General features: G+C 57.8%; 22 protein-coding genes. 18 read left to right on the top strand and 4 right to left on the bottom strand.

Going from position 1 to position 20,872, the window contains the following annotated elements:
* Positions 1-539: 539 nt before the first annotated feature.
* On the top strand, positions 540-1,493 hold the full coding sequence (locus FHC52_RS11550) for a nickel/cobalt transporter (RefSeq protein WP_025912324.1): 954 nt from the start codon (positions 540-542) through the stop codon (positions 1,491-1,493).
* Positions 1,494-1,525: 32 nt separating this feature from the next.
* On the opposite strand, the gene proP is transcribed toward FHC52_RS11550, so the two are convergent.
* Positions 1,526-3,028 (bottom strand): glycine betaine/L-proline transporter ProP, encoded by a 1,503-nt coding sequence (gene proP / locus FHC52_RS11555; RefSeq protein ID WP_008500072.1) that lies wholly within the window; start codon positions 3,026-3,028, stop codon positions 1,526-1,528.
* Positions 3,029-3,678: 650 nt separating this feature from the next.
* Here proP and kdgT point away from each other — a divergent pair.
* The gene (gene kdgT, locus FHC52_RS11560) at positions 3,679-4,671 is read left to right on the top strand and encodes a 2-keto-3-deoxygluconate transporter (protein WP_008500071.1); all 993 of its coding nucleotides are present in this window, start codon (positions 3,679-3,681) and stop codon (positions 4,669-4,671) included.
* A 57-nt stretch (positions 4,672-4,728) separates the two neighbouring features.
* Here the strand turns inward: kdgT and FHC52_RS11565 are convergent, their stop codons facing one another.
* Positions 4,729-5,604: a diguanylate cyclase regulator RdcB family protein gene (locus FHC52_RS11565; protein WP_008500070.1), complete on the bottom strand. Its 876-nt coding sequence runs from the start codon at positions 5,602-5,604 to the stop codon at positions 4,729-4,731.
* On the bottom strand, positions 5,601-7,946 hold the full coding sequence (gene crfC, locus FHC52_RS11570; RefSeq protein ID WP_021242912.1) for a clamp-binding protein CrfC: 2,346 nt from the start codon (positions 7,944-7,946) through the stop codon (positions 5,601-5,603). Before crfC ends, FHC52_RS11565 begins: the two co-directional genes overlap by 4 nt.
* Before the next feature lie 594 nt (positions 7,947-8,540).
* Between crfC and FHC52_RS11575 the strand changes: the two genes are divergently transcribed.
* The 16 genes from FHC52_RS11575 (at position 8,541) to phnP (ending at position 20,422) form a co-directional block, all read left to right on the top strand.
* Positions 8,541-8,876, top strand: coding sequence for a zinc ribbon domain-containing protein YjdM (locus FHC52_RS11575; RefSeq protein WP_008500067.1), 336 nt, complete (start codon positions 8,541-8,543; stop codon positions 8,874-8,876).
* A 123-nt stretch (positions 8,877-8,999) separates the two neighbouring features.
* Positions 9,000-9,440, top strand: a complete 441-nt coding sequence (yjdN, locus tag FHC52_RS11580; protein ID WP_126289035.1) for a VOC family metalloprotein YjdN — start codon at positions 9,000-9,002, stop codon at positions 9,438-9,440.
* 173 nt (positions 9,441-9,613) lie between these two features.
* A complete protein-coding gene (phnC, locus tag FHC52_RS11585; RefSeq protein WP_021242914.1) occupies positions 9,614-10,402 on the top strand; it encodes a phosphonate ABC transporter ATP-binding protein in 789 nt (262 codons plus the stop codon).
* A gap of 24 nt (positions 10,403-10,426) precedes the next feature.
* Positions 10,427-11,443 (top strand): phosphonate ABC transporter substrate-binding protein, encoded by a 1,017-nt coding sequence (gene phnD, locus FHC52_RS11590; protein ID WP_220420078.1) that lies wholly within the window; start codon positions 10,427-10,429, stop codon positions 11,441-11,443.
* 102 nt (positions 11,444-11,545) lie between these two features.
* Complete coding sequence (gene phnE, locus FHC52_RS11595) at positions 11,546-12,325, top strand: phosphonate ABC transporter, permease protein PhnE (protein WP_021242916.1); 780 nt, start codon at positions 11,546-11,548, stop codon at positions 12,323-12,325.
* A gap of 20 nt (positions 12,326-12,345) precedes the next feature.
* Positions 12,346-13,071, top strand: a complete 726-nt coding sequence (gene phnF, locus FHC52_RS11600) for a phosphonate metabolism transcriptional regulator PhnF (protein ID WP_220420079.1) — start codon at positions 12,346-12,348, stop codon at positions 13,069-13,071.
* A complete protein-coding gene (gene phnG / locus FHC52_RS11605) occupies positions 13,072-13,524 on the top strand; it encodes a phosphonate C-P lyase system protein PhnG (protein WP_021242917.1) in 453 nt (150 codons plus the stop codon). It begins immediately after the preceding gene.
* On the top strand, positions 13,521-14,105 hold the full coding sequence (gene phnH, locus FHC52_RS11610; protein WP_008500060.1) for a phosphonate C-P lyase system protein PhnH: 585 nt from the start codon (positions 13,521-13,523) through the stop codon (positions 14,103-14,105). Before phnG ends, phnH begins: the two co-directional genes overlap by 4 nt.
* On the top strand, positions 14,105-15,169 hold the full coding sequence (locus tag FHC52_RS11615) for a carbon-phosphorus lyase complex subunit PhnI (RefSeq protein ID WP_021242918.1): 1,065 nt from the start codon (positions 14,105-14,107) through the stop codon (positions 15,167-15,169). Before phnH ends, FHC52_RS11615 begins: the two co-directional genes overlap by 1 nt.
* Positions 15,162-16,007 carry an alpha-D-ribose 1-methylphosphonate 5-phosphate C-P-lyase PhnJ gene (locus tag FHC52_RS11620; protein ID WP_095429364.1) on the top strand — a complete coding sequence of 282 codons (846 nt, stop codon included), beginning with the start codon at positions 15,162-15,164 and terminating at the stop codon, positions 16,005-16,007. The genes FHC52_RS11615 and FHC52_RS11620 overlap by 8 nt, the downstream gene beginning before the upstream one ends.
* Positions 16,004-16,759, top strand: a complete 756-nt coding sequence (phnK, locus tag FHC52_RS11625) for a phosphonate C-P lyase system protein PhnK (RefSeq protein ID WP_008500057.1) — start codon at positions 16,004-16,006, stop codon at positions 16,757-16,759. The genes FHC52_RS11620 and phnK overlap by 4 nt, the downstream gene beginning before the upstream one ends.
* A 106-nt stretch (positions 16,760-16,865) precedes the next feature.
* Positions 16,866-17,546 (top strand): phosphonate C-P lyase system protein PhnL, encoded by a 681-nt coding sequence (phnL, locus tag FHC52_RS11630; protein ID WP_220420080.1) that lies wholly within the window; start codon positions 16,866-16,868, stop codon positions 17,544-17,546.
* Positions 17,543-18,679: an alpha-D-ribose 1-methylphosphonate 5-triphosphate diphosphatase gene (phnM, locus tag FHC52_RS11635; protein ID WP_220420081.1), complete on the top strand. Its 1,137-nt coding sequence runs from the start codon at positions 17,543-17,545 to the stop codon at positions 18,677-18,679. The genes phnL and phnM overlap by 4 nt, the downstream gene beginning before the upstream one ends.
* Positions 18,676-19,227 (top strand): ribose 1,5-bisphosphokinase, encoded by a 552-nt coding sequence (gene phnN, locus FHC52_RS11640; RefSeq protein WP_220420089.1) that lies wholly within the window; start codon positions 18,676-18,678, stop codon positions 19,225-19,227. Before phnM ends, phnN begins: the two co-directional genes overlap by 4 nt.
* Positions 19,220-19,654: an aminoalkylphosphonate N-acetyltransferase gene (phnO, locus tag FHC52_RS11645; RefSeq protein WP_044597303.1), complete on the top strand. Its 435-nt coding sequence runs from the start codon at positions 19,220-19,222 to the stop codon at positions 19,652-19,654. The genes phnN and phnO overlap by 8 nt, the downstream gene beginning before the upstream one ends.
* 9 nt (positions 19,655-19,663) lie before the next feature.
* Positions 19,664-20,422, top strand: coding sequence for a phosphonate metabolism protein PhnP (phnP, locus tag FHC52_RS11650; protein WP_220420082.1), 759 nt, complete (start codon positions 19,664-19,666; stop codon positions 20,420-20,422).
* An 82-nt stretch (positions 20,423-20,504) separates the two neighbouring features.
* On the opposite strand, the gene yjdP is transcribed toward phnP, so the two are convergent.
* The gene (yjdP, locus tag FHC52_RS11655; protein WP_126289029.1) at positions 20,505-20,828 is read right to left on the bottom strand and encodes a DDRRRQL repeat protein YjdP; all 324 of its coding nucleotides are present in this window, start codon (positions 20,826-20,828) and stop codon (positions 20,505-20,507) included.
* Positions 20,829-20,872 lie beyond the last annotated feature (44 nt).

The raw sequence follows: 20,872 nt of genomic DNA on the forward strand, positions 1-20,872 counted from the left end.
CTGCCGCCAGCGTTCAATCTGAGCCATGATCAAACTCTTCAATTTAAGTTTGATGCTCGTGAATTAAACTTCGTAATGAATTACGCATGTTCACTCAGAGACTTGGTATTCATTTATTGTCCGAAGACATTAAGAATCCATGTCACTTTGAGTGCCCACACAGATTGTCTGATAAATTGTTAAAGAGCAGTGCAACGCGGCTTTCGCTCACCGTTGCGAGGTGGCGTATATTACGCTTTCCTCTTTCAGAGTCAACCCGTTATTTCAGGATTTTTTCTCTTCAACCGACCGCGTTGTCTGTGAAGTGATTCACATCCGCCGTGTCGATGGAGGCGCATTATAGGGAGTTCGCGAACGACCGCAACCGAAAAGTTGCAAAAAAATGACTGACTGCTGCATTCCCCAGCAAAACCCCGCCTTATACCCATTTATGCACAAAGTTATCCACAATTCTGCACGGATCCCAATGCGATCCCACGAACTGAGCGGCAAGATCAACTATACTGGCGGCAAATACTCTTCTCTGTGCAGGCCGCTTCATGACCACACAACGCCTCACCCGTGACTGGCGTCTCCCTACCGCTGGGTTGATGCTGCTGGCAATTCTCTTTGCCGGTTTTACCCTGCATGCGCACTGGAACGCCTTTATCCAGTGGTGTCTCGCCACGCAAATTACCCTGCACCGCTATCTGGTGATGTACCTGCTGCAGCTGAATAACCACCAGTACAGCGGCGGATTATGGTTGTTAACGGGGGCTTTCCTTTATGGCGTACTCCATGCCATTGGCCCCGGGCACGGAAAATTCATTGTGACGACCTATCTGACTACCAATAAGGAAAGCGAGCTGGCCGCCCGGGTCGTCCCCTTCCTGGGCAGCCTGATGCAGGGCGTCAGCGCCATTCTGTTTGTCTTTATCCTGGCGGTAGGGTTTAACCTCGCCTCAGGGGATATCAGTACCAGCCGCTGGTATGTGGAGAAGGTCAGCGCAGTGCTTATTGGCGCATTCGGCGCATTCGTCATTTACCAGGCGCTGAAGAGTCTGCGCCCGCGCAGGATGTCTGTCTCTGCCATTAAGCCGCTTCATCAGCACGACGAACACTGTGGCTGCGGCCATCACGGCGTAGGTGCAGACCTGACGCAGGGCGACTGGAAAACCCGTCTGGGCGTAATTCTGGCGATCGGCGCACGCCCGTGCAGCGGGGCAATCATGATCCTGATGTTCTCCAACGCGCTGGGCATCGTAACCTGGGGGATGGCCGCAGTCATGACCATGTCGCTGGGAACCGCTCTTTCTATTATGGGGCTTTCACTGGCTGTACGTTACGCCCGCGAACGCACGGTGGCCTGGTTCGGAGAAAGCGCCTCGTTAAAATGGCTGGTGCCGGCCGTCAAAATTGCCGGAGGGATAGTCCTGATCCTGTTCGCGACGGTGCTGTTCCTGACGGTGATCCCCATCAGCGCCAATGGCGACTACATCGCCGCAGGATGCTAATAAAAGAAAACCCGCCAGCGGCGGGTTTTTTGTTACTCATTGATGCGTGGATGCTGATCCACCAGTCGGGAACGTTTTTTCTGCAGCTCTTCAATCTCGGCGTCAATATCCTCAATCTTCTGCTCTACATTATCGTAGTGCTCACGGAGGATCTCTTTCGCTTCCTGGATATCCGATGCCGCAGGCGTTGCGCCTTTCAGAGGGCGATTCGCCGTCTCCTTCATGGTAATACCGGTAATCAAACCAATCACCGCGATCACCATCAGGTAATAAGCAGGCATCATCAGGTTCTGCGTGCTCTCCACCAGCGAGGCGGCAAGCGTCGGGGTCAGACCGGCAATCAGCACCGAGATGTTGAAGGCCGCGGCCAGCGCGCTGTAGCGAATATGGGTCGGGAACATCGCGGGCAGCGTTGAGGCCATCACCCCGATAAAGCAGTTAAGGATCACCGCCAGCATCAGCAGACCGGCAAAAATCAGCCCCAGTACATTACTGTTGATCAGAATAAATGCCGGGATGGCGAGGGCAAACAGCGCAACGCTTCCCAGAATAATGAACGGTCGACGACCAAAGCGGTCACTCAACAGGCCCATAATCGGCTGCACAAACAGCATACCCACCATGATGGCGATAATGATCAGCACACCGTGATCTTCCGAGTAGTGCAGGTTATGCGACAGATAGCTCGGCATGTAGGTCAGCAGCATGTAATAGGTCACGTTGGTGGAGATCACCAGACCGATACAGACCAGCAGGCTTCGCCAGTGCTTAGTGGCAATCTCTTTGAACGATACCTTCGGACCGTCCTGCAGCCCTTCGCGGTCACCCTGCTCCAGCTTATCAACGTGCTGCTGGAACGCAGGCGTCTCTTCAAGCGCATGACGCAGGTAGAGGCCAATGATCCCCAGCGGCAGTGCCAGGAAGAATGGGATACGCCAGCCCCAGTCGAGGAAGTTCTCTTCCCCCACTACGGTTGAAATCAGGACCACCACACCCGCGCCCAGGACAAAACCGGCAATGGAGCCGAAGTCCAGCCAGCTTCCCATAAACCCGCGCTTACGGTCAGGAGAATACTCGGCAACGAAGATCGAGGCGCCAGTATATTCACCGCCCACGGAGAAGCCCTGTGCCATCTTACAGATCAGCAGCAGAATCGGTGCCCAAATGCCGATAGTGGCGTAAGACGGTATAAGGCCGATACAGAATGTACTGATCGACATAATGACGATGGTGATAGCCAGGATCTTCTGACGACCATATTTATCACCGAGCATACCGAAGAACAGACCACCCAGCGGGCGAATCAGGAAGGGAACGGAGAACGTACCCAGTGCCGCAATCATCTGCAGGCTGGGATCGGCCCCGGGGAAAAACACTTTACCTAACGCATAGGCCACAAAGCCGTAGACACCAAAATCGAACCATTCCATCGCATTACCGAGCGAGGCTGCGGTAATCGCTTTACGCAGTTTGGCGTCATCAATAATGGTGACGTCGCGAAGCGTGATGGGTTTAATCTTTTTCCTTCTCAGCATAGCTATCCTCGTTGACTCGGCCCTGTCTGTTTCACAGTCCAGCGTGCGTTCTGTGAACCATGGGATCCGCTCCATGCGAATCGCCTTATTCAAGCGTAGCAGGTTTACTTACATTGACGTTTTACGTCGATACAACCGAACCTGTTGACGCCTGCCTGGGCAGTTAATGACCTTTTTACCCTACCAGCGTTTATATTTGTGATCAACTTCACACATATTTCAGCATCAGGTCAACTCAGTCCAGTATTTGTCAATCAGTGCAAATAAGCCCTTTCTCATCCCCGCCTCGTGAGCTCTCTCACGCACGTCATGAGTTCTTTCGCAACAAAAAAACAAACCACGTTTACTCACATTCAATTTACATAAATTTTCTTCATCAGGAAGCCGCCGATAGTTTTACATTGAATATGTGACAAAGATAACTAAAACGATGTTTTATTTTGATTGAATCAATATTCCAATGATCGCATGATAAATCCGAATACAGCATTTCATGTGTTTTCCAATGAAGTTAACCGAGAGAAAACATTTATTTTCCTGGCGGGATTATCGAGAAACGCCACTCAAAAACAAATGCCAATCAATTGAATTTATTGACTAATTTTTAACACCGAACGCCCGTCCTGCGGGGTCAGATGTGAGGATTGTCCATGAAGATTAAAGCCACGATAGAACGCATACCCGGCGGTATGATGCTGGTTCCGCTGGTGCTGGGCGCCATCCTGAATACCCTTGCCCCTGATACCGGGGCTTATTTTGGTGGTTTCACAAAAGGCATGATAACGGGCACGGTTCCAATTCTTGCCGTCTGGTTTTTTTGTATCGGTGCATCCATTAATTTGCGGGCGACCGGTACCGTATTACGGAAATCCGGCACGCTGGTAATAACCAAAATAGCGGTAGCCTGGGCGGTGGCGATGATATGCGCGATGTTCATCCCGGAGAATGGAATTCAGACCGGGTTCTTCGCGGGGTTATCGGTGCTGGCGATTGTCTCCGCGATGGATATGACTAACGGCGGATTGTACGCCAGCCTGATGAACCAGTACGGGACGAAAGAAGAGTCCGGCGCATTTGTCTTGATGTCTCTCGAATCAGGCCCGCTGATGACGATGCTGATCCTGGGGTCAGCTGGCCTGGCCTCTTTTGAACCCCACCACTTTGTCGGCGCAATCCTGCCCTTCCTGATCGGCTTTGCCCTTGGCAACCTCGATCACGATCTGCGTGATTTCTTCAGCAAAGCCACGCCGGTGCTGATCCCGTTCTTCGGCTTCGCGCTGGGGAACACCATCAACCTGAAGGTTATCCTTGATACCGGCCTGCTGGGTATTGTGCTGGGTGTCGCCGTAATCGTCATTACCGGTATTCCGCTGATCGTTGCCGACCGCGTGATCGGGGGAGGAAACGGCACGGCGGGCGTCGCCGCCTCTTCAGCCGCAGGCGCTGCCGTCGCCAACCCGGTGATTATTGCCCAGATTAACCCGGCCTTCGAACCGGTAGCCGCTTCAGCGACGGCGCTGGTTGCCGCCAGCGTGATTGTCACTGCGCTACTGGTGCCGATCATCACGGCGCTATATGCGAAACGCTACGCCAATGCTCCCGAGCAGAATATCGAACGAAAAGCGGTCGAACTCCGCCATTAACACACCGTACCAAACCCTCCCCTCTTCCCTGCGGGGAGAGGGTGAGGGGTAAGGGATTTACCCAAAAATCTCTTCCACCATCCCGTCCACCAGCCGTTTTGCCGAACAGAGCCTCGGCATCCCCAGCGCGACGGTCTGCCAGTTTTGCGTCACTGACCAGCTCACCGGATGCTTATCCGCCTGACACCAGTCCCCCAGCCAGCCCAGCATGTCTTTATGATCGATCGATCCGGGAGAAGCAGGCGCAGTCAGCCACTGGTGATAAAAATGGCGGGTCGTGGGTGAGGCATTAATGCCCTGCGCCAGATAGTTAGCCGCCATGCTGCGCAGGTTATCCTTAAGCATGGCCGCCACATCTTCTTTCGCGAGGCGGCATGCGTCGCCAAATGCTCCCCAGCGCAGTTCTTCCAGAACGATAAAACAGCGCCCGGCCAGCGACCAGCCATCATAATGTCCGGCCCGCCAGCGGGTAAAAATTTGCTCGCTGTGCTCACCCGCCTGCACCGTTAGCCCGCGCTGGGTCAGCGCCTTTTCTTTCCAGGCTGCGCGTTGGGTAAAATGAGACACGAGATCGGCGTACTGCTGCGTCAGTCCGGGAGACTGCAGGGTGCGCGGGTGAGTCTGCTGACGCAGCGCAATCAGCTTCTCTGCCATCAGCGTCAGCGCGAGATGGCCCGGATCAAGCATCCCGGCCAGCTTTTCCGCCAGCCCCAGGCGCAGCGCCGCATTTTCATTGAGCATCCCCGCCATCGCCCAGGGGCGTAGCCGGGTATGCGTCATGATTTCCTGCGTCAAACGCTCGCGAAACTGCAGCTGCTGTGGTCCCAGGCGAGGATGACGCGCCGCGTCTCCCCCCTGCACCAGATCGACCATAAATTTTGGATTAATACACTCCAGCGTTCGCCCGGGGCCGTCCAGTAGTGGTGTTGTCATGGTTGCTCTGCCGCGAATAGAGTTTGAATATCATCGCGTAACAGTCGGGTATCTTCCTGTATCCACGTCGCAGTAGTGATGCTTTGCTTCAACAACTGGCAGAGCGCTCGGGTTGAGTGCTCATTTTGCTGACGCACTGCGAGGCTATCACGCAAGCTTTCCTGTAACCCGGTCAGGCACAACGAAAATTCTGCAAAGAACGTCGCCATTCCTGCCGTAACAGAGACATCGACCTGCGCGGACAAAGCTTTACGTATTTGTTCACAAAACTGATCAATATGTTGCTTAAATTTGTCATGTAGCTGCGCAATGTCGATAACATAGCGCGTGCGCGTTTCCACATACTCGTCCCAGCCCCAGCCAGGATTATTGAGCCAGCGAGAGACCGTTTCGCGCATGCTGCTCCCGCCGGAAGGCGGGGCGGCCTGGCTGTCGTCCTGCGCAATCGCATCGTTAAACAGCGCTCGCGTATTGAAGTTAAGCTGGCTTGCCTGAAACGCCGGGAAGCTGATCCGCGCCCGAAAACCCGCATGGCTCAGATGCTCTTTAATACGCGTTTCGATGGGACGCATGGCTTCGTTAAGAGAACGCGCCAGCGTGGACTCCAGCTGATCGAAGCGTAACGCCAGCTCCCGGCCGATCTTCGTCTGGGCATCCAGCATCACCCGCTCGCAGGAGGCGCGTAATTTACTCAGCGCAATCTGCGCCTGCCCTTCATCGTCCAGCACCAGCTGCTTCACCCTCTCACCGCGAAGTTGCTGCCGTTCGGTGCCTGCCGAATCAAGAATCGGGGGCGTGCTGAACACCTGGTCAATCGCCTGGTGAAGCGCGGTTTTTTGGGATCCCATAAAGTCTGCGGTGGCGTTCAGCGCTTCCTCAACCTCGTGTTTCACCTCATCGCTCACCACGCGCTGACGCGTCTGCAAAAGCGCCATGTCCTCTTCCAGACGTGCGATATTCAGCTCCAGCGCCTCAAAGGCCACCGTCAGCCCCTGATAGCGGAAATCGAGATACTCGCGGGCGTTTTGCGCGTAGTTAAGAAGCTTATGCGAGGCCGAACGCAGCGCGTATAGCGAGGCATTGGCATAGGCGGCGTAAATCAGTTTCCGTATCGGTTGCTCGAAGAGCGAATCTTCCCAGAGCAAATCGGCAGAATGTCGGATATGGTCGATATCGTCGAGGTCCGCCGTACGCCAGCGACGTCCGAGTGCGGCTTCGGCAAAATCCTGCACCCAGGGTTGCTCCTGATGATCCGGCAGTCGTCCATGCGAACTTAGCTCATAGCGCGCGCGGTTCGCCAGATACGCCCACATGGACGACACGGGGTAAATCTGACCGGGCGAAATATTGCCTTTCATTAAGGTGCCGGAGATCATCGCCCGAATCTGTTCTTCATCATCGCTATTGCGATCTTTCTGATCGAATTTATTGACCAGCGCATACAGCGGCACCGATTTTCCCGCCGCGGAAATCGCCTGGCGGACTTCTTCATCAGAAATGGATTTAAGCTGGGTATAATCCATTACGGCCAGCACCGCCGATGCGCGGGACAACTGCTCGCTGAGCATTTTTTGCAGATGCGGCTGTCCGGCCTCGTTCGGCCCGGGCGTATCGAGCAGCGTCAGCTGCCCGAGGTGGGCATCCAGGCCCGCAAGATGCACGAACTCCACTTCAATCACCGGGATATGTTCAATAGCCGTATATTCAGAGAACGGAAACTCCACACCCAGCGCCTGGGAAAGTCTCACCAGATCGTTGAGGCTTTTCAGACAATGAAAAATCGGCTGCGCGCCCAGGTGATGCTTCTCAAACGCTTCCCCTTTTTCAATGCGCTCCAGCAGCGTATTCATGTCTTTATCAATTTCCAGACGCTGAGCCAGCTTCCCGCGGTCGTAATCACAGAGCTGTTTCTGAAGCAGTTGGATCAATTCATCAATCGGGGAGGCATGAGAGAAATGCAGCACCGGTTCCTTCTGACCCGGCGTGTGGCGAATCAACGTCGGAAGCGCCGTCATTGGACGATTGCGGTTCGGCAACACTTCGGTACCCACAATCGCATTAATGGTGGTCGATTTCCCCGCTTTCATGGTGCCAACAATGGCCAGGACCATTTCCAGCCGGGTTATTTTGCGTAATTCATTATTCAGCATCGCCTGCTGGGCGTCGACACCGCGCGCGCTAAAATGCAAAGGTAAAACGTTGTTTGTTTCGCCAGTAATAGCAGCCTCTGTGCTCTCCAGCATCTCAGTGGGCATTGATTTCAACGTATCAAGATTTTGCAGGGCAAGCTGTAACAAACGCTCGGCTTCCTGGCTTAATTCAAAAATGGTCTGTGTGTGCATGATAAAAGCCTTTCCTTAACGCAAATTTATTACTTTTATTAAGCCACTGGTTTTAATTATGTTGTTCAGGCTTATATGATCACGTGTGGAAAACATGTTCGCCGAAATATAACTGATTGAAGATAATCAGGAATAATTCCCTATCCTTGCATGGCGTGTAGAACTCTTCTCCAGGCCTGATAGCCAAAAGAAAAAAGCGTAGCCCATTTTTAAGAAACTTCAGGATATATCACCATTATTTACCCACCTAAAAAGAGAGGTAATGCACCACTGCCATAAGATATGTATGGCAGCAAAGTCCGGAGATAAATAACAATGTGTCGCTTCACCTTATCCGAAATGGCAGAGCGTAGCAATTTGCTGCAATAAAATATTCGATATATTTATCGTCATTTCTTCCCACCGTGTTAATGGACATAAGCTTCGCGTAACTGACTGACAGAACGTGTCACTCCCGATACGCTTTTTAGCTTTTTTAATTCACAATATCACCGACAACGGTGTGGATTTGCGCTATACTTGCCGCCTTTTTCGGCACCCTGCCGTCATTTAGCTGGCACTTTCCAGCGCGTTTACACTTTTGAGGATACCGATATGTCTCTCCCACACTGCCCAAAATGCAATTCTGAATACACCTATGAAGATAATGGCATGTTCATCTGCCCGGAATGCGCTCATGAATGGAATGATGCCGAGCCGGCTCAGGATGCTGATGCGCTCATCGTAAAAGATGCGAACGGCAACCTGCTGGCGGACGGTGACAGCGTTACCGTCGTTAAGGACCTGAAGGTGAAAGGCAGTTCCTCTATGCTGAAGATCGGCACCAAAGTGAAGAATATCCGTCTGGTTGAAGGCGATCATAATATCGACTGCAAAATTGACGGCTTCGGTCCAATGAAACTGAAATCTGAGTTCGTGAAAAAGAACTGATTTTTCACCTGTACGCCCGGTAAGCGAAGCGCCACCGGGCGCTTTTGCCGGATGCGCTACGCTTATCCGGCCTACAAAAAAAGAACTAAACTTAACGGGCTTTTCTTACGTGAGGTAAAGATTATGCCGTTAAGTCCCTACATCTCTTTCGCCGGCAACTGCGCTGAGGCCACCGCCTTTTACCAGCAAGCCGTCGGCGCAGAACTTCTCTATAAAATTACCTTCGGCGAAATGCCAAAAAGCGATAACAGCGATGAAGGCTGTCCGTCCGGTATGCAATTTCCGGATTCGGCTATCGCCCACTCCAACGTCCGCATTGCGGGCAGCGATATCATGATGAGCGACGGGATGCCGCCCGGCAGCAACGCGCAGTACGCGGGCTTTACGCTGGTTCTCGACACCCAGGACGTCAATGAAGGCAAGCGCTGGTTCGACAACCTCGCCGCGGGCGGGAACATCGACATGGCGTGGCAGGAGACCTTCTGGGCGCACGGTTTCGGTAAAGTCACCGACAAATACGGCGTGCCGTGGATGATTAACGTCGTCAAGCAACAAACGTCGTAGGCAGGACACGCGCAGCGCAGCCGGCAACAGCGACCGATGGCGCTGCGCTGACCGGGCCTACGGTGATTGTCATCAAACTCCGCTCAACTCTTCAAACTCCCGCAACCTGCACTTAACCCAAATGTCACATTGATGCGCCAGCATGAGGCCACATTTATCGTGAGGCCCCGCACATGCAAACTGTCATCCACGTCGAGAAACTGAGCAAGACCTTCAATCATAACAAGGCTCTGCATGCCGTTGATCTGACCGTCCGGCAGGGCGACATGGTGGCGCTTCTCGGGCCTTCCGGCTCGGGTAAATCCACCCTTCTGCGCCATTTGAGCGGGCTTATCACCGGCGATAAAACGCCGGAAAGCCACGTTGAGCTGCTGGGTAATACCGTACAGCGCGCCGGGCGTCTGGCGAGCGATATCCGCAAGAGCCGCGCCCAGACGGGCTACATCTTCCAGCAGTTCAACCTGGTAAACCGCCTGACGGTGCTGGAGAACGTGCTGATTGGCGCGCTCGGCAGCACCCCGTTCTGGCGCACCTGTCTGCGCTGGTTCACCCCTTCCCAGAAGCAGGAAGCTTTACAGGCGCTGACCCGCGTCGGCATGGCGCATTTCGCCCACCAGCGCGTCTCCACCCTGTCCGGCGGGCAGCAGCAGCGCGTGGCGATTGCGCGCGCGCTGATGCAAAAAGCGCAAATCATTCTTGCTGACGAACCCATCGCCTCGCTGGACCCGGAGTCCGCCCGCATCGTGATGGAGACCCTGCGCGATATTAACCAGAACGACGGCATTACCGTGGTGGTCACGCTGCATCAGGTGGATTACGCCCTGCGCTATTGCGAACGCATCGTCGCCCTGCGTCAGGGGCACGTGTTCTTTGATGGCGCGAGCCATCAGTTTGATAACGAACGTTTTGACCATCTCTACCGCAGCATTAACCGCGTCGAAGAGAACGCGCAGGCTGCTTAATTAAACCCGATCCGAGGAAAGTACATGAGCTACAAAGCCGTTGCCGCGCTGGCCTTTACCAGCATGTTCAGCCTCAGCACCCTGTTAAGCCCGGCGTATGCGGAAGAGCAGGAAAAAGCGCTGAACTTCGGCATTATTTCGACGGAATCACAGCAGAACCTGAAACCTCAGTGGGAACCGTTCCTGAAAGATATGGAAACCAAGCTGGGGATCAAAGTGAACGCCTTCTTCGCCCCGGACTACGCGGGCATCATCCAGGGGATGCGCTTTAATAAAGTGGACATCGCCTGGTACGGCAACCTCTCCGCCATGGAAGCGGTGGACCGCGCGAACGGCCAGGTCTTTGCCCAGACCGTCGCGGCAGATGGCTCCCCGGGCTACTGGAGCGTACTGATCGTCAACAAAGACAGCCCGATCAACAACCTCAACGACATGCTCGCCAAACGCAAAGAGCTGACTTTCGGCAACGGCGATCCGAACTCCACCTCGGGTTACCTGGTCCCTGGCTACTACGTCTTCGCCAAAAACAACGCCTCCGCCAGCGACTTTAAGCGCACGGTAAACGCCAGCCATGAAACCAACGCTCTGGCCGTGGCCAACAAGCAGGTGGACGTTGCCACCAACAACACCGAGAACCTCGACAAGCTGAAGATCTCCGCCCCGGACAAGCTGAAAGAGCTGAAGGTTATCTGGAAATCCCCGCTGATCCCCGGCGACCCGATCGTGTGGCGTAAAAACCTGTCCGAAAGCACCAAGGACAAGGTGTACGACTTCTTTATGACCTATGGCAAAACGCCGGAAGAGAAAGCAGTTCTGGAACGTCTGGGCTGGGCACCGTTCCGCCCGTCAAGCGACCTGCAGTTGGTCCCGATTCGCCAGCTGGCGCTGTTTAAAGAGATGCAGGGCGTGAAGGACAACAAAGGCCTGAAGGACGAGGAGAAGACCAGCAAAGTGGCCGCGATTCAGGCCCAGCTTGAAGACCTCGACCGCCTGACCGCCGCGCTCGGCGCGATGACCAGCGTGAATAAAGCGGTGCAGTAACGCTTTTCGCCCGGTGGCGCTGCGCTTACCGGGCCTACATTTTGGATCGTAGGCCGGATAAGCGTAGCGCCATCCGGCACACAAAGACCTGCGGAGTAACACATGCAAACCATCACCCTCCCGCCTCCGAAGCGCAGCTGGTTCTCGCTCATAAGCTGGGCCATCCTGCTGGCGGTGCTGGTTATCTCCTGGAAGGGCGCGGAAATGGATCCGCTGCTGCTCTTCAAAGACGCGGGCAATATGGCGACCTTCGCCGCCGACTTCTTCCCGCCGGACTTCAGCCAGTGGCAGGACTACCTCAGTGAAATGGCGGTCACCCTGCAAATCGCCGTCTGGGGCACCGCGCTGGCCGTTATTCTCTCCATTCCGTTTGGCCTGATGAGCGCTGAAAACATCGTGCCGTGGTGGATATACCAGCCCATGCGCCGCCTGATGGACGCCTGTCGGGCGATCAACGAAATGGTCTTTGCGATGCTGTTCGTGGTCGCCGTCGGCCTCGGTCCGTTCGCGGGCGTCATGGCGCTGTTCATTCACACCACCGGCGTGCTCTCCAAGCTGCTTTCCGAGGCGGTCGAAGCCATCGAGCCCGGCCCGGTGGAAGGCATTCGCGCCACCGGCGCCAATAAAATCGAAGAGATCCTCTACGGCGTCCTGCCGCAGGTGATGCCGTTACTCATCTCCTACTCCCTGTACCGCTTTGAGTCCAACGTCCGCTCCGCCACCGTCGTCGGCATGGTCGGCGCAGGCGGGATTGGCGTCACCCTGTGGGAAGCGATTCGTGGTTTCCAGTTCCAGCAAACCTGCGCCCTGATGGTGCTCATCATCGTCACCGTCAGCCTGCTGGATTTCCTTTCTCAACGTTTGCGTAAGCACTTCATCTGAGAAGCGAGGCTTTGTTTTCTATGCACCTATCCAGACATCCGACCAGTTTCCCCACCCGCTGGCAAGAGATCGCGGCAAAGCTCGAAGTGGAGCTGCGCACGCACTACCGCTGCGGAGACTACCTTCCTGCCGAGCAGCAGCTTGCCGACCGCTATGAGGTGAACCGACACACACTGCGCCGCGCCATTGACCAGCTGGTCGAGCGCGGCTGGGTGCAGCGCCGTCAGGGCGTGGGCGTGCTGGTGCTGATGCGCCCGTTCGACTACCCGCTTAACGCCCAGGCGCGCTTTAGCCAGAACCTGCTGGATCAGGGCAGCCACCCGACCAGCGAAAAGCTGCTCTCGGTGCTGCGTCCGGCCTCCAGCCACGTGGCGGACGCGCTGGGTATTCAGGAGGGCGACAACGTCATCCACCTGCGCACGCTGCGCCGGGTCAACGGCGTGGCGGTATGCCAGATCGATCACTACTTCGCGGATCTCACCCTCTGGCCGGTGCTGCAGAATTTCTCCAGCGGTTCGCCACATGATTTTCTCCAGAATGCGACAGGCATTGCGCTGAAACGCACCCAGACGCGCATCAGCGCCCGCCGCGCGCAGGCGAAAGAGAGCAAGGTGCTGGAGATCCCCAATATGGCCCCGCTGCTCTGCGTGCGCACCCTCAACCACCGTGACGGCGAGATCGACGCGACGGAATACTCCGTCAGCCTGACCCGCGCCGACATGATCGAATTCACCATGGAGCACTGAATGCACTTCGACACCGCCACCCGACAGCGCTGGATGCGCGTGCTGGCCCACAGCCAGCCTGCTGCGCTCTCTGCCCGCATGAACGCCCTTAGCCTGGCTCCCGGGTACGACCTCCTCCGCGCGCCGGAGATCGGCCTCGTTCAGATCCAGGCGCGCATGGGCGGTACCGGCGAGCGCTTTTTCGCCGGGGACGCCACCCTCACCCGCGCAGCGATCCGCCTGCACAGCGGCACGCTGGGCTACGGCTACGTGCTGGGGCGTGATAAAGCCCACGCCGAGCGCTGCGCGGTCATCGACGCGCTTTTACAGGAACAACCGCATTTCCAGACGCTGATGGAAACCCTTATTTCCCCGCTGGAGGCCGACCGCGCCGCACGCCTTGCCGCGCGTCAGGCCGAAGTAAATACCAGCCGGGTCGACTTCTTTACGCTCGTTCGCGGAGACAACGCATGACGCTTCAACCTGCTTTTACCCTGGCCGTCCAGGATGCCCAACACAGTTTCCGTCGCCTGCTGAAGGCCATGAGCGAGCCGGGCGTGATTGTCTCGCTGCACCAGCTCTCTCAGGGCTGGCTGCCGCTGAACCTGGCGACAACCAGCGTGCTGCTGACGCTTGCCGATAACGATACCCCGGTATGGCTTTCGGGCGCGCTGTCGAACGATATCGCCAACCAGAACCTGCGTTTTCACACCGGCGCCCCGCTTGTTGAACAGCCGCAGCAGGCAATCTTTGCCGTGGCCGACGAACAAATCAGCCATGAACAGCTGAATGCCCTGAGCGAAGGCACCGCCGTCGCCCCGGAAACCAGCGCCACGCTGATTTTGCAGGTCGCCAGCCTGAGCGGCGGCCGCATGCTGCGCCTGACGGGCGCAGGCATCGCCGACGAACGCATGGTCGCGCCGCAGCTGCCGGAGTGCATCATTCACGAGCTGACCGAGCGCCCGCACCCGTTCCCGCTGGGCATTGACCTGATCCTGACCTGCGGCGAGCGCCTGCTGGCCATCCCGCGGACCACCCACGTGGAGGTGTGCTGATGTACGTTGCCGTCAAAGGGGGCGAAAAAGCGATCGCCGCCGCCCATGCGCTGCAGGCGCACAGACGACGGGGTGATGAACAGCTCCCTGAGCTGAGCGTCGCCCAGATTGAACAGCAGCTTAATCTCGCCGTCGATCGGGTGATGACCGAGGGCGGTATCGCCGACCGCGAGCTGGCGGCGCTGGCCCTCAAGCAGGCCAGCGGCGATAACGTGGAAGCCATCTTCCTGCTGCGCGCCTACCGCACCACGCTGGCGAAGCTGGCGGTCAGCGAACCCATCAACACGGCGGAGATGCGCCTGGAGCGCCGCATTTCTGCCGTTTATAAAGACATTCCCGGCGGCCAGCGGCTCGGCCCTACCTATGACTACACCCATCGCCTGCTGGATTTTACCCTGCTGGCGAACGGCGAGGCGCCACGACTCAGTACCTCTGACGCCGAACAGGAACCGTCTCCGCACGTCTTCAGCCTGCTGGCGAAACAGGGTCTGGCGAAGGCGGAAGAGGACTCCGGCGCGCAGCCGGATGACATCACCCGCACGCCGCCGGTTTACCCGTGCTCGCGTTCGTCCCGCCTGCAGCAGCTGATGCGCGGCGACGAGGGCTATCTGCTGGCGCTGGCCTACTCCACCCAGCGTGGCTACGGGCGCAACCACCCGTTTGCCGCCGAAATTCGCAGCGGCTATATCGACGTCGAAATCGTGCCGGAAGAGCTGGGTTTTGCCGTAAACGTCGGCGAACTGCTGATGACCGAGTGTGAAATGGTGAACGGTTTTGTCGCGCCCGAAAATGAAGACCCGCACTTTACCCGCGGCTACGGGCTGGTGTTTGGCCTCGGCGAACGCAAGGCGATGGCCATGGCGCTGGTCGACCGCGCCCTGCAGGCACCGGACTACGGCGAGCACGTTGCTGGCCCGGCGCAGGACGAAGAGTTTGTGCTGGCCCACGCGGATAACGTCGAGGCCGCGGGCTTCGTCTCGCACCTCAAGCTGCCGCACTACGTCGATTTCCAGGCCGAACTGGAACTGCTGAAACGCCTGCAACGGGAGCGCAAACATGGCTAACTTAAGCGGCTACAACTTTGCCTATCTGGATGAGCAAACCAAACGCATGATCCGGCGCGCCATCTTAAAAGCGGTGGCGATTCCTGGCTATCAGGTGCCGTTCGGCGGCCGAGAAATGCCGATGCCCTACGGCTGGGGGACGGGCGGCATCCAGATTACCGCCAGCGTGATCGGCGAGGCGGACGTGCTGAAGGTCATCGACCAGGGCGCGGACGACACCACCAACGCCGTATCGATCCGCACCTTCTTTCAGCGGGTAACGGGCGTCGCGACCACCGAAAAAACCGAAGACGCGACGCTGATCCAGACCCGCCACCGCATTCCGGAAACCCCGCTCACGGAAGATCAGATTTTGATTTTTCAGGTGCCGATCCCGGAGCCGTTGCGCTTTATCGAGCCGCGCGAAACCGAAACCCGCACCATGCACGCGCTGGAAGAGTACGGGATCATGCAGGTGAAGCTGTATGAGGATATCGCCCGCTTCGGCCATATCGCCACCACCTACGCCTACCCGGTGAAGGTGAACGGGCGCTACGTGATGGACCCGTCGCCGATCCCGAAATTCGATAATCCGAAGATGGACATGATGCCCGCCCTGCAGCTGTTCGGTGCCGGACGTGAAAAACGCATCTACGCCGTACCGCCGTACACCCGCGTGGAAAGTCTCGATTTTGACGATCACCCGTTTACGGTGCAGGAATGGGACGAGCCGTGCGCCATCTGCGGATCCAAACACAGCTACCTGGACGAAGTGGTGCTGGACGACACGGGCAAACGGATGTTTGTCTGCTCCGACACCGATTTCTGCCGCCAACAGAGCGAGGCGAACGGCCAATGAAACCGCTGCTTTCGGTAAATCACCTGACCCACCTGTATGCGCCGGGCAAAGGCTTCAGCGACGTGTCGTTCGAGCTGTGGCCGGGCGAAGTGCTGGGGATCGTCGGCGAGTCCGGCTCCGGCAAAACCACCCTGCTGAAATCCATCTCCGCGCGCCTGACGCCGCAGAACGGCGACATTTTGTATGAGGGCGCCTCGCTCTACGGCATGAGCGAGGCCGAGCGCCGCCGCCTGCTGCGCACCGAGTGGGGCGTGGTGCACCAGCACCCGATGGATGGCCTGCGCCGTCAGGTGTCGGCGGGAGGCAATATCGGCGAACGCCTGATGGCCACCGGCGCGCGCCATTACGGCAACATCCGCGCCACGGCGCAGCACTGGCTGGAAGAAGTGGAAATCCCCGCCTCGCGTATCGACGACCTGCCGACAACCTTCTCCGGCGGCATGCAGCAGCGTTTACAGATTGCCCGCAATCTCGTCACCCATCCGAAGCTGGTGTTTATGGATGAACCGACCGGCGGGCTGGACGTCTCGGTGCAGGCGCGCCTGCTGGATCTGCTGCGCGGCCTGGTGGTAGAGCTGAACCTGGCAGTGGTGATTGTCACCCACGATTTGGGCGTCGCGCGCCTGCTGGCGGACCGCCTGCTGGTGATGAAGCAGGGCCAGGTGGTGGAAAGTGGGTTAACCGACCGCGTGCTCGACGATCCCCATCATCCGTACACCCAGCTTCTGGTGTCGTCCGTGTTGCAGAACTGAGGTTGCTGCTGCCGGGTGGCGCTGCGCTTACCCGGCCTACGAATAGCGCACCTGTAGGCCGGGTAAGGCGTAGCCGCCACCCGGCAAAACGAATCGCGAGGCCAACATGATCCACGTACAAAACGTAAGTAAGACCTTTGTGCTCCACCAGCAAAACGGCGTGCGCCTGCCGGTGCTGCAAAATGCCTCGCTGGAGGTTAATCGCGGCGAATGCGTGGTGCTGCACGGCCACTCCGGCAGCGGAAAATCGACCCTGCTGCGCTCCCTCTACGCCAACTATCTGCCCGACGAAGGCCATATTCATATTCGCCACGGCGATGAATGGATCGACCTGGTGCAGGCCCCGGCGCGTAAGGTGCTGGAGGTGCGCCGCTCGACAATCGGCTGGGTGAGCCAGTTTCTGCGGGTGATCCCGCGGATCTCCGCCCTGGACGTGGTGATGCAGCCGCTGCTGGATCTCGGCGTGCCGCGCGAAACCTGCGCCGCCAAAGCCGCCAGCCTGCTGACGCGCCTCAATGTGCCCGAGCGCCTGTGGCGCCTTGCCCCGTCGACCTTTTCCGGCGGCGAGCAGCAGCGCGTCAATATCGCCCGCGGCTTTATCGTCGACTACCCGATTTTACTTCTGGATGAACCCACCGCCTCGCTCGACGTTAAAAACAGCGCCGCCGTGGTGGAACTGATCGAACAGGCCAAAGCGCGCGGCGCGGCGATCGTCGGGATCTTCCACGACGAGAGCGTTCGCACCCGCGTCGCGGACAGGCTGCACCCAATGGGGGCTCCCGCATGATTATCAATAACGTCAAGTTAGTACTGGACAATGAGGTGGTTGACGGCTCGATTGAGATCCAGGACGGAACAATCCGCGCATTTGCTGAAACCCAGAGCCGCTCGCCCGAGGCGATGGACGGTGAAGGCGGCTGGCTGCTGCCGGGGCTGATCGAACTGCATACCGATAATCTGGACAAGTTCTTCACTCCCCGCCCGAAGGTAGACTGGCCCGCGCATTCAGCGATGAGCAGCCACGACGCGCTGATGGTCGCCAGCGGCATCACCACCGTACTGGACGCGGTGGCCATCGGTGACGTGCGCGACGGCGGCGACCGTCTGGAGAACCTGGAGAAGATGATCAACGCCGTCGAGGAGACGCAAAAGCGCGGCCTCAACCGCGCCGAGCACCGCCTGCACCTGCGCTGCGAGCTACCGCACCACACTACCCTGCCGCTGTTTGAAAAGCTGGTCGGCCGCGAGCCGGTGTCGCTGGTCTCCCTGATGGACCACTCGCCGGGGCAGCGTCAGTTCGCCAACATTGAAAAATATCGCGAATACTATCAGGGCAAATATTCTCTCAGCGACGCGGAGATGGCTCGTTACGAAGAAGAGCAGCTGGCGCTTGCGGCACGGTGGTCGCAGCCTAACCGTGTCCGAATTGCGGCGATGTGCCGGGACCGCAATATCGCGCTGGCCAGCCATGACGATGCCACGCACGATCACGTGCTCGAATCCCACCAGCTTGGCAGCGTGATCGCTGAATTTCCCACCACGTTCGAGGCGGCTGAAGCCTCCCGCAAGCACGGCATGAACGTCCTGATGGGCGCACCGAACATCGTGCGCGGCGGGTCGCACTCCGGCAACGTGGCGGCAAGCAAGCTCGCCTCGCTCGGCCTGCTGGATATCCTCTCCTCTGACTATTACCCCGCCAGCCTGCTCGACGCGGCGTTCCGGGTGGCCGACGACGAGGGCAACCGCTTTACGCTGCCGCAGGCGATTCGCCTGGTGACGAAAAACCCGGCCTCGGCGCTTAACTTGCAGGATCGCGGCGAGATAGCCGAAGGCAAGCGGGCGGATCTGGTGCTGGCCCACCGCAGGGGCGAGCACATCCATATTGACCACGTCTGGCGTCAGGGAAAAAGGGTGTTCTGATGGGAAGACTTATCTGGTTAATGGGGCCGTCCGGCTCCGGTAAGGACAGCCTGCTGTCCGCCTTACGGCAGCAGGAGCATCCGCAACTGCTGGTGGCGCACCGGTACATTACCCGCGCGGCCAATGCGGGGAGTGAAAACCATATCGCCCTGAGCGAGCAGGAGTTTTTCATTCGTGCCGGGCAAAACCTGCTGGCGCTGAGCTGGCACGCCAACGGCTATTACTATGGGATCGGCATCGAGACCGATCTGTGGCTGCATGCGGGGTTCGACGTGCTGGTCAACGGCTCGCGGGCGCATCTTTCGCAAGCGCGCGCCCGCTATGGGGCGGCCCTGCTGCCGGTCTGCCTGCAGGTTTCACCGGACGTCCTGCGCAGCCGGTTGCAGAGCCGGGGTCGTGAATCCGCCCGTGAGATCGATCAGCGGCTTGCGCGTGCGGCGCGCTACACCCCGTCCGACTGCCATATCCTTAATAACGACGGAAGTTTGCTACAGTCAGTCGAGACCTTTTTATCGCTTATCCGTCAGAAGGAAAAACAGCATGCCTGACTGCACGCTTCGCCCCGCCACCGCCGACGATGCGCAAATCGTCTATGCGTTAATCTGCGAATTAAAGCAGGCCGAATTTGATCACCAGGCGTTTCACGCGGGCTATCTTGCCAATCTGCAGGATCACAACATGCGCTACCAGCTTGCCGAACTGGACGGCCAGGTCATCGGCATGATCGGCCTGCACATGCAGTTTCACCTCCACCACGCACGCTGGATCGGCGAGATCCAGGAGCTGGTGGTGATGCCGCAGGCGCGCGGGTTAAAGGTGGGCAGCCAGCTGCTGGCCTGGGCGGAAGGGGTGGCACGAGAGGCCGGTGCGGAGCTGACCGAACTCTCCACCAGCGTGAAGCGCGTGGACGCCCACCGTTTTTACGTCCGTGAAGGATATACGCAGAGCCATTTCCGATTCACCAAACCGCTGTAGAGGTGCGTTATGAGTCTGACAATCACGTTAACAGGAACCGGAAGCGCGCAACTCGTGCCGGTCTTTGGCTGCGACTGCGCGGCGTGCCGCCGGGCGCGCCTGCAGGAGACCTATCGCCGTCGCCCCTGTAGCGCGGTGGTCAAATTCAACGATGCGGTGACCCTGCTGGATGCCGGTATTCCACATCTGATGGACGACTGGCCCGCGGGCAGCTTTCAGCAGTTTTTGCTGACCCATTACCATATGGATCACGTTCAGGGACTCTTCCCCCTGCGCTGGGGCGTGGGCGCGACGATTCCGGTTTACGGTCCGCCGGATGACGTGGGCTGTGACGACCTGTTTAAACATCCGGGGATTCTGGATTTCAGCCATACGGTCGAACCGTTTGTGATGTTTGAACTTCAGGGAATGCGGGTCACGCCGCTGCCGCTCAACCATTCGAAACTGACCTTCGGGTATCTGCTGGAATCGGCCCACAGCCGCGTGGCCTGGCTGTCCGATACCGCCGGGCTGCCGAAAAAAACGGTGAAGTTCCTGCTCAACAATCAGCCGCAGGCGATGATTATCGACTGCAGCCACGAACCGCGCGACGAGACGCCGCGAAACCATTGCGACTTAAATACCGTGATGGCGTTAAACGAAGTGATTGGCTGCCCGCAGGTGATCCTGACGCATATCAGCCATCAGTTTGACGTGTGGATGATGGATAACCCGCTGCCGTCCGGCATTGAAGCGGGGTATGACGGGATGGTGTTGGTTCTCGACTGAGTTTTGCCGGGTGGCGGCTGCGCCTTACCCGGCCTACGCGCCAGGGTTTTGCAGGCCTGCGTCAGCGAAGCGTCACCAGGCTTTAGCCTCGATCGTAATCGTCTTCTAACCTGCGCTCATCCTCTTCCAGACGGCGTCTGTCGTCATCCAGCTGGCGCTGACGCTCATCTAAACGGCGGCGTCTGTCTTCAAGCTGCCGACGGCGATCGTCATACTGACGGCTATCCATGCGACGGTTATCGTCATAACGATCGTCATCATCGTTGCTGCGGCGGCTGCTGGGGTTATAGGCGTCGTTGATTGCCTGTTGAATGTTGCCAATAGCATCATCAACGATATCGGCATGCGCCAGTTGGCTGGTGAGTGACAGCAGACCAAATAACAGAGCGGTAGAGTAACGTTTCATAATGCCAGACTCGCAGGTGAACTGGCCTTAAGGTAATGAACAGC

The sequence above is a fragment of the Enterobacter sp. EC_64 genome (assembly GCF_019584165.1).
GTDB classification, from domain to species: domain Bacteria; phylum Pseudomonadota; class Gammaproteobacteria; order Enterobacterales; family Enterobacteriaceae; genus Enterobacter; species Enterobacter roggenkampii.

What these genes read in the sequence shown, in the direction of transcription:
- phnD (WP_220420078.1), top strand. Translation starts at nt 10,427, where the DNA reads ATGAGCTACAAAGCCGTTGCCGCGCTGGCCTTTACCAGCATGTTCAGC.
- FHC52_RS11620 (WP_095429364.1), top strand. Translation starts at nt 15,162, where the DNA reads ATGGCTAACTTAAGCGGCTACAACTTTGCCTATCTGGATGAGCAAACC.
- phnG (WP_021242917.1), top strand. Translation starts at nt 13,072, where the DNA reads ATGCACTTCGACACCGCCACCCGACAGCGCTGGATGCGCGTGCTGGCC.
- proP (WP_008500072.1), bottom strand. Translation starts at nt 3,028, where the DNA reads ATGCTGAGAAGGAAAAAGATTAAACCCATCACGCTTCGCGACGTCACC.
- phnC (WP_021242914.1), top strand. Translation starts at nt 9,614, where the DNA reads ATGCAAACTGTCATCCACGTCGAGAAACTGAGCAAGACCTTCAATCAT.
- FHC52_RS11550 (WP_025912324.1), top strand. Translation starts at nt 540, where the DNA reads ATGACCACACAACGCCTCACCCGTGACTGGCGTCTCCCTACCGCTGGG.
- yjdP (WP_126289029.1), bottom strand. Translation starts at nt 20,828, where the DNA reads ATGAAACGTTACTCTACCGCTCTGTTATTTGGTCTGCTGTCACTCACC.
- phnK (WP_008500057.1), top strand. Translation starts at nt 16,004, where the DNA reads ATGAAACCGCTGCTTTCGGTAAATCACCTGACCCACCTGTATGCGCCG.
- crfC (WP_021242912.1), bottom strand. Translation starts at nt 7,946, where the DNA reads ATGCACACACAGACCATTTTTGAATTAAGCCAGGAAGCCGAGCGTTTG.
- FHC52_RS11565 (WP_008500070.1), bottom strand. Translation starts at nt 5,604, where the DNA reads ATGACAACACCACTACTGGACGGCCCCGGGCGAACGCTGGAGTGTATT.
- phnM (WP_220420081.1), top strand. Translation starts at nt 17,543, where the DNA reads ATGATTATCAATAACGTCAAGTTAGTACTGGACAATGAGGTGGTTGAC.
- FHC52_RS11615 (WP_021242918.1), top strand. Translation starts at nt 14,105, where the DNA reads ATGTACGTTGCCGTCAAAGGGGGCGAAAAAGCGATCGCCGCCGCCCAT.
- yjdN (WP_126289035.1), top strand. Translation starts at nt 9,000, where the DNA reads ATGCCGTTAAGTCCCTACATCTCTTTCGCCGGCAACTGCGCTGAGGCC.
- phnL (WP_220420080.1), top strand. Translation starts at nt 16,866, where the DNA reads ATGATCCACGTACAAAACGTAAGTAAGACCTTTGTGCTCCACCAGCAA.
- phnE (WP_021242916.1), top strand. Translation starts at nt 11,546, where the DNA reads ATGCAAACCATCACCCTCCCGCCTCCGAAGCGCAGCTGGTTCTCGCTC.
- phnO (WP_044597303.1), top strand. Translation starts at nt 19,220, where the DNA reads ATGCCTGACTGCACGCTTCGCCCCGCCACCGCCGACGATGCGCAAATC.
- phnF (WP_220420079.1), top strand. Translation starts at nt 12,346, where the DNA reads ATGCACCTATCCAGACATCCGACCAGTTTCCCCACCCGCTGGCAAGAG.
- phnP (WP_220420082.1), top strand. Translation starts at nt 19,664, where the DNA reads ATGAGTCTGACAATCACGTTAACAGGAACCGGAAGCGCGCAACTCGTG.
- FHC52_RS11575 (WP_008500067.1), top strand. Translation starts at nt 8,541, where the DNA reads ATGTCTCTCCCACACTGCCCAAAATGCAATTCTGAATACACCTATGAA.
- phnH (WP_008500060.1), top strand. Translation starts at nt 13,521, where the DNA reads ATGACGCTTCAACCTGCTTTTACCCTGGCCGTCCAGGATGCCCAACAC.
- kdgT (WP_008500071.1), top strand. Translation starts at nt 3,679, where the DNA reads ATGAAGATTAAAGCCACGATAGAACGCATACCCGGCGGTATGATGCTG.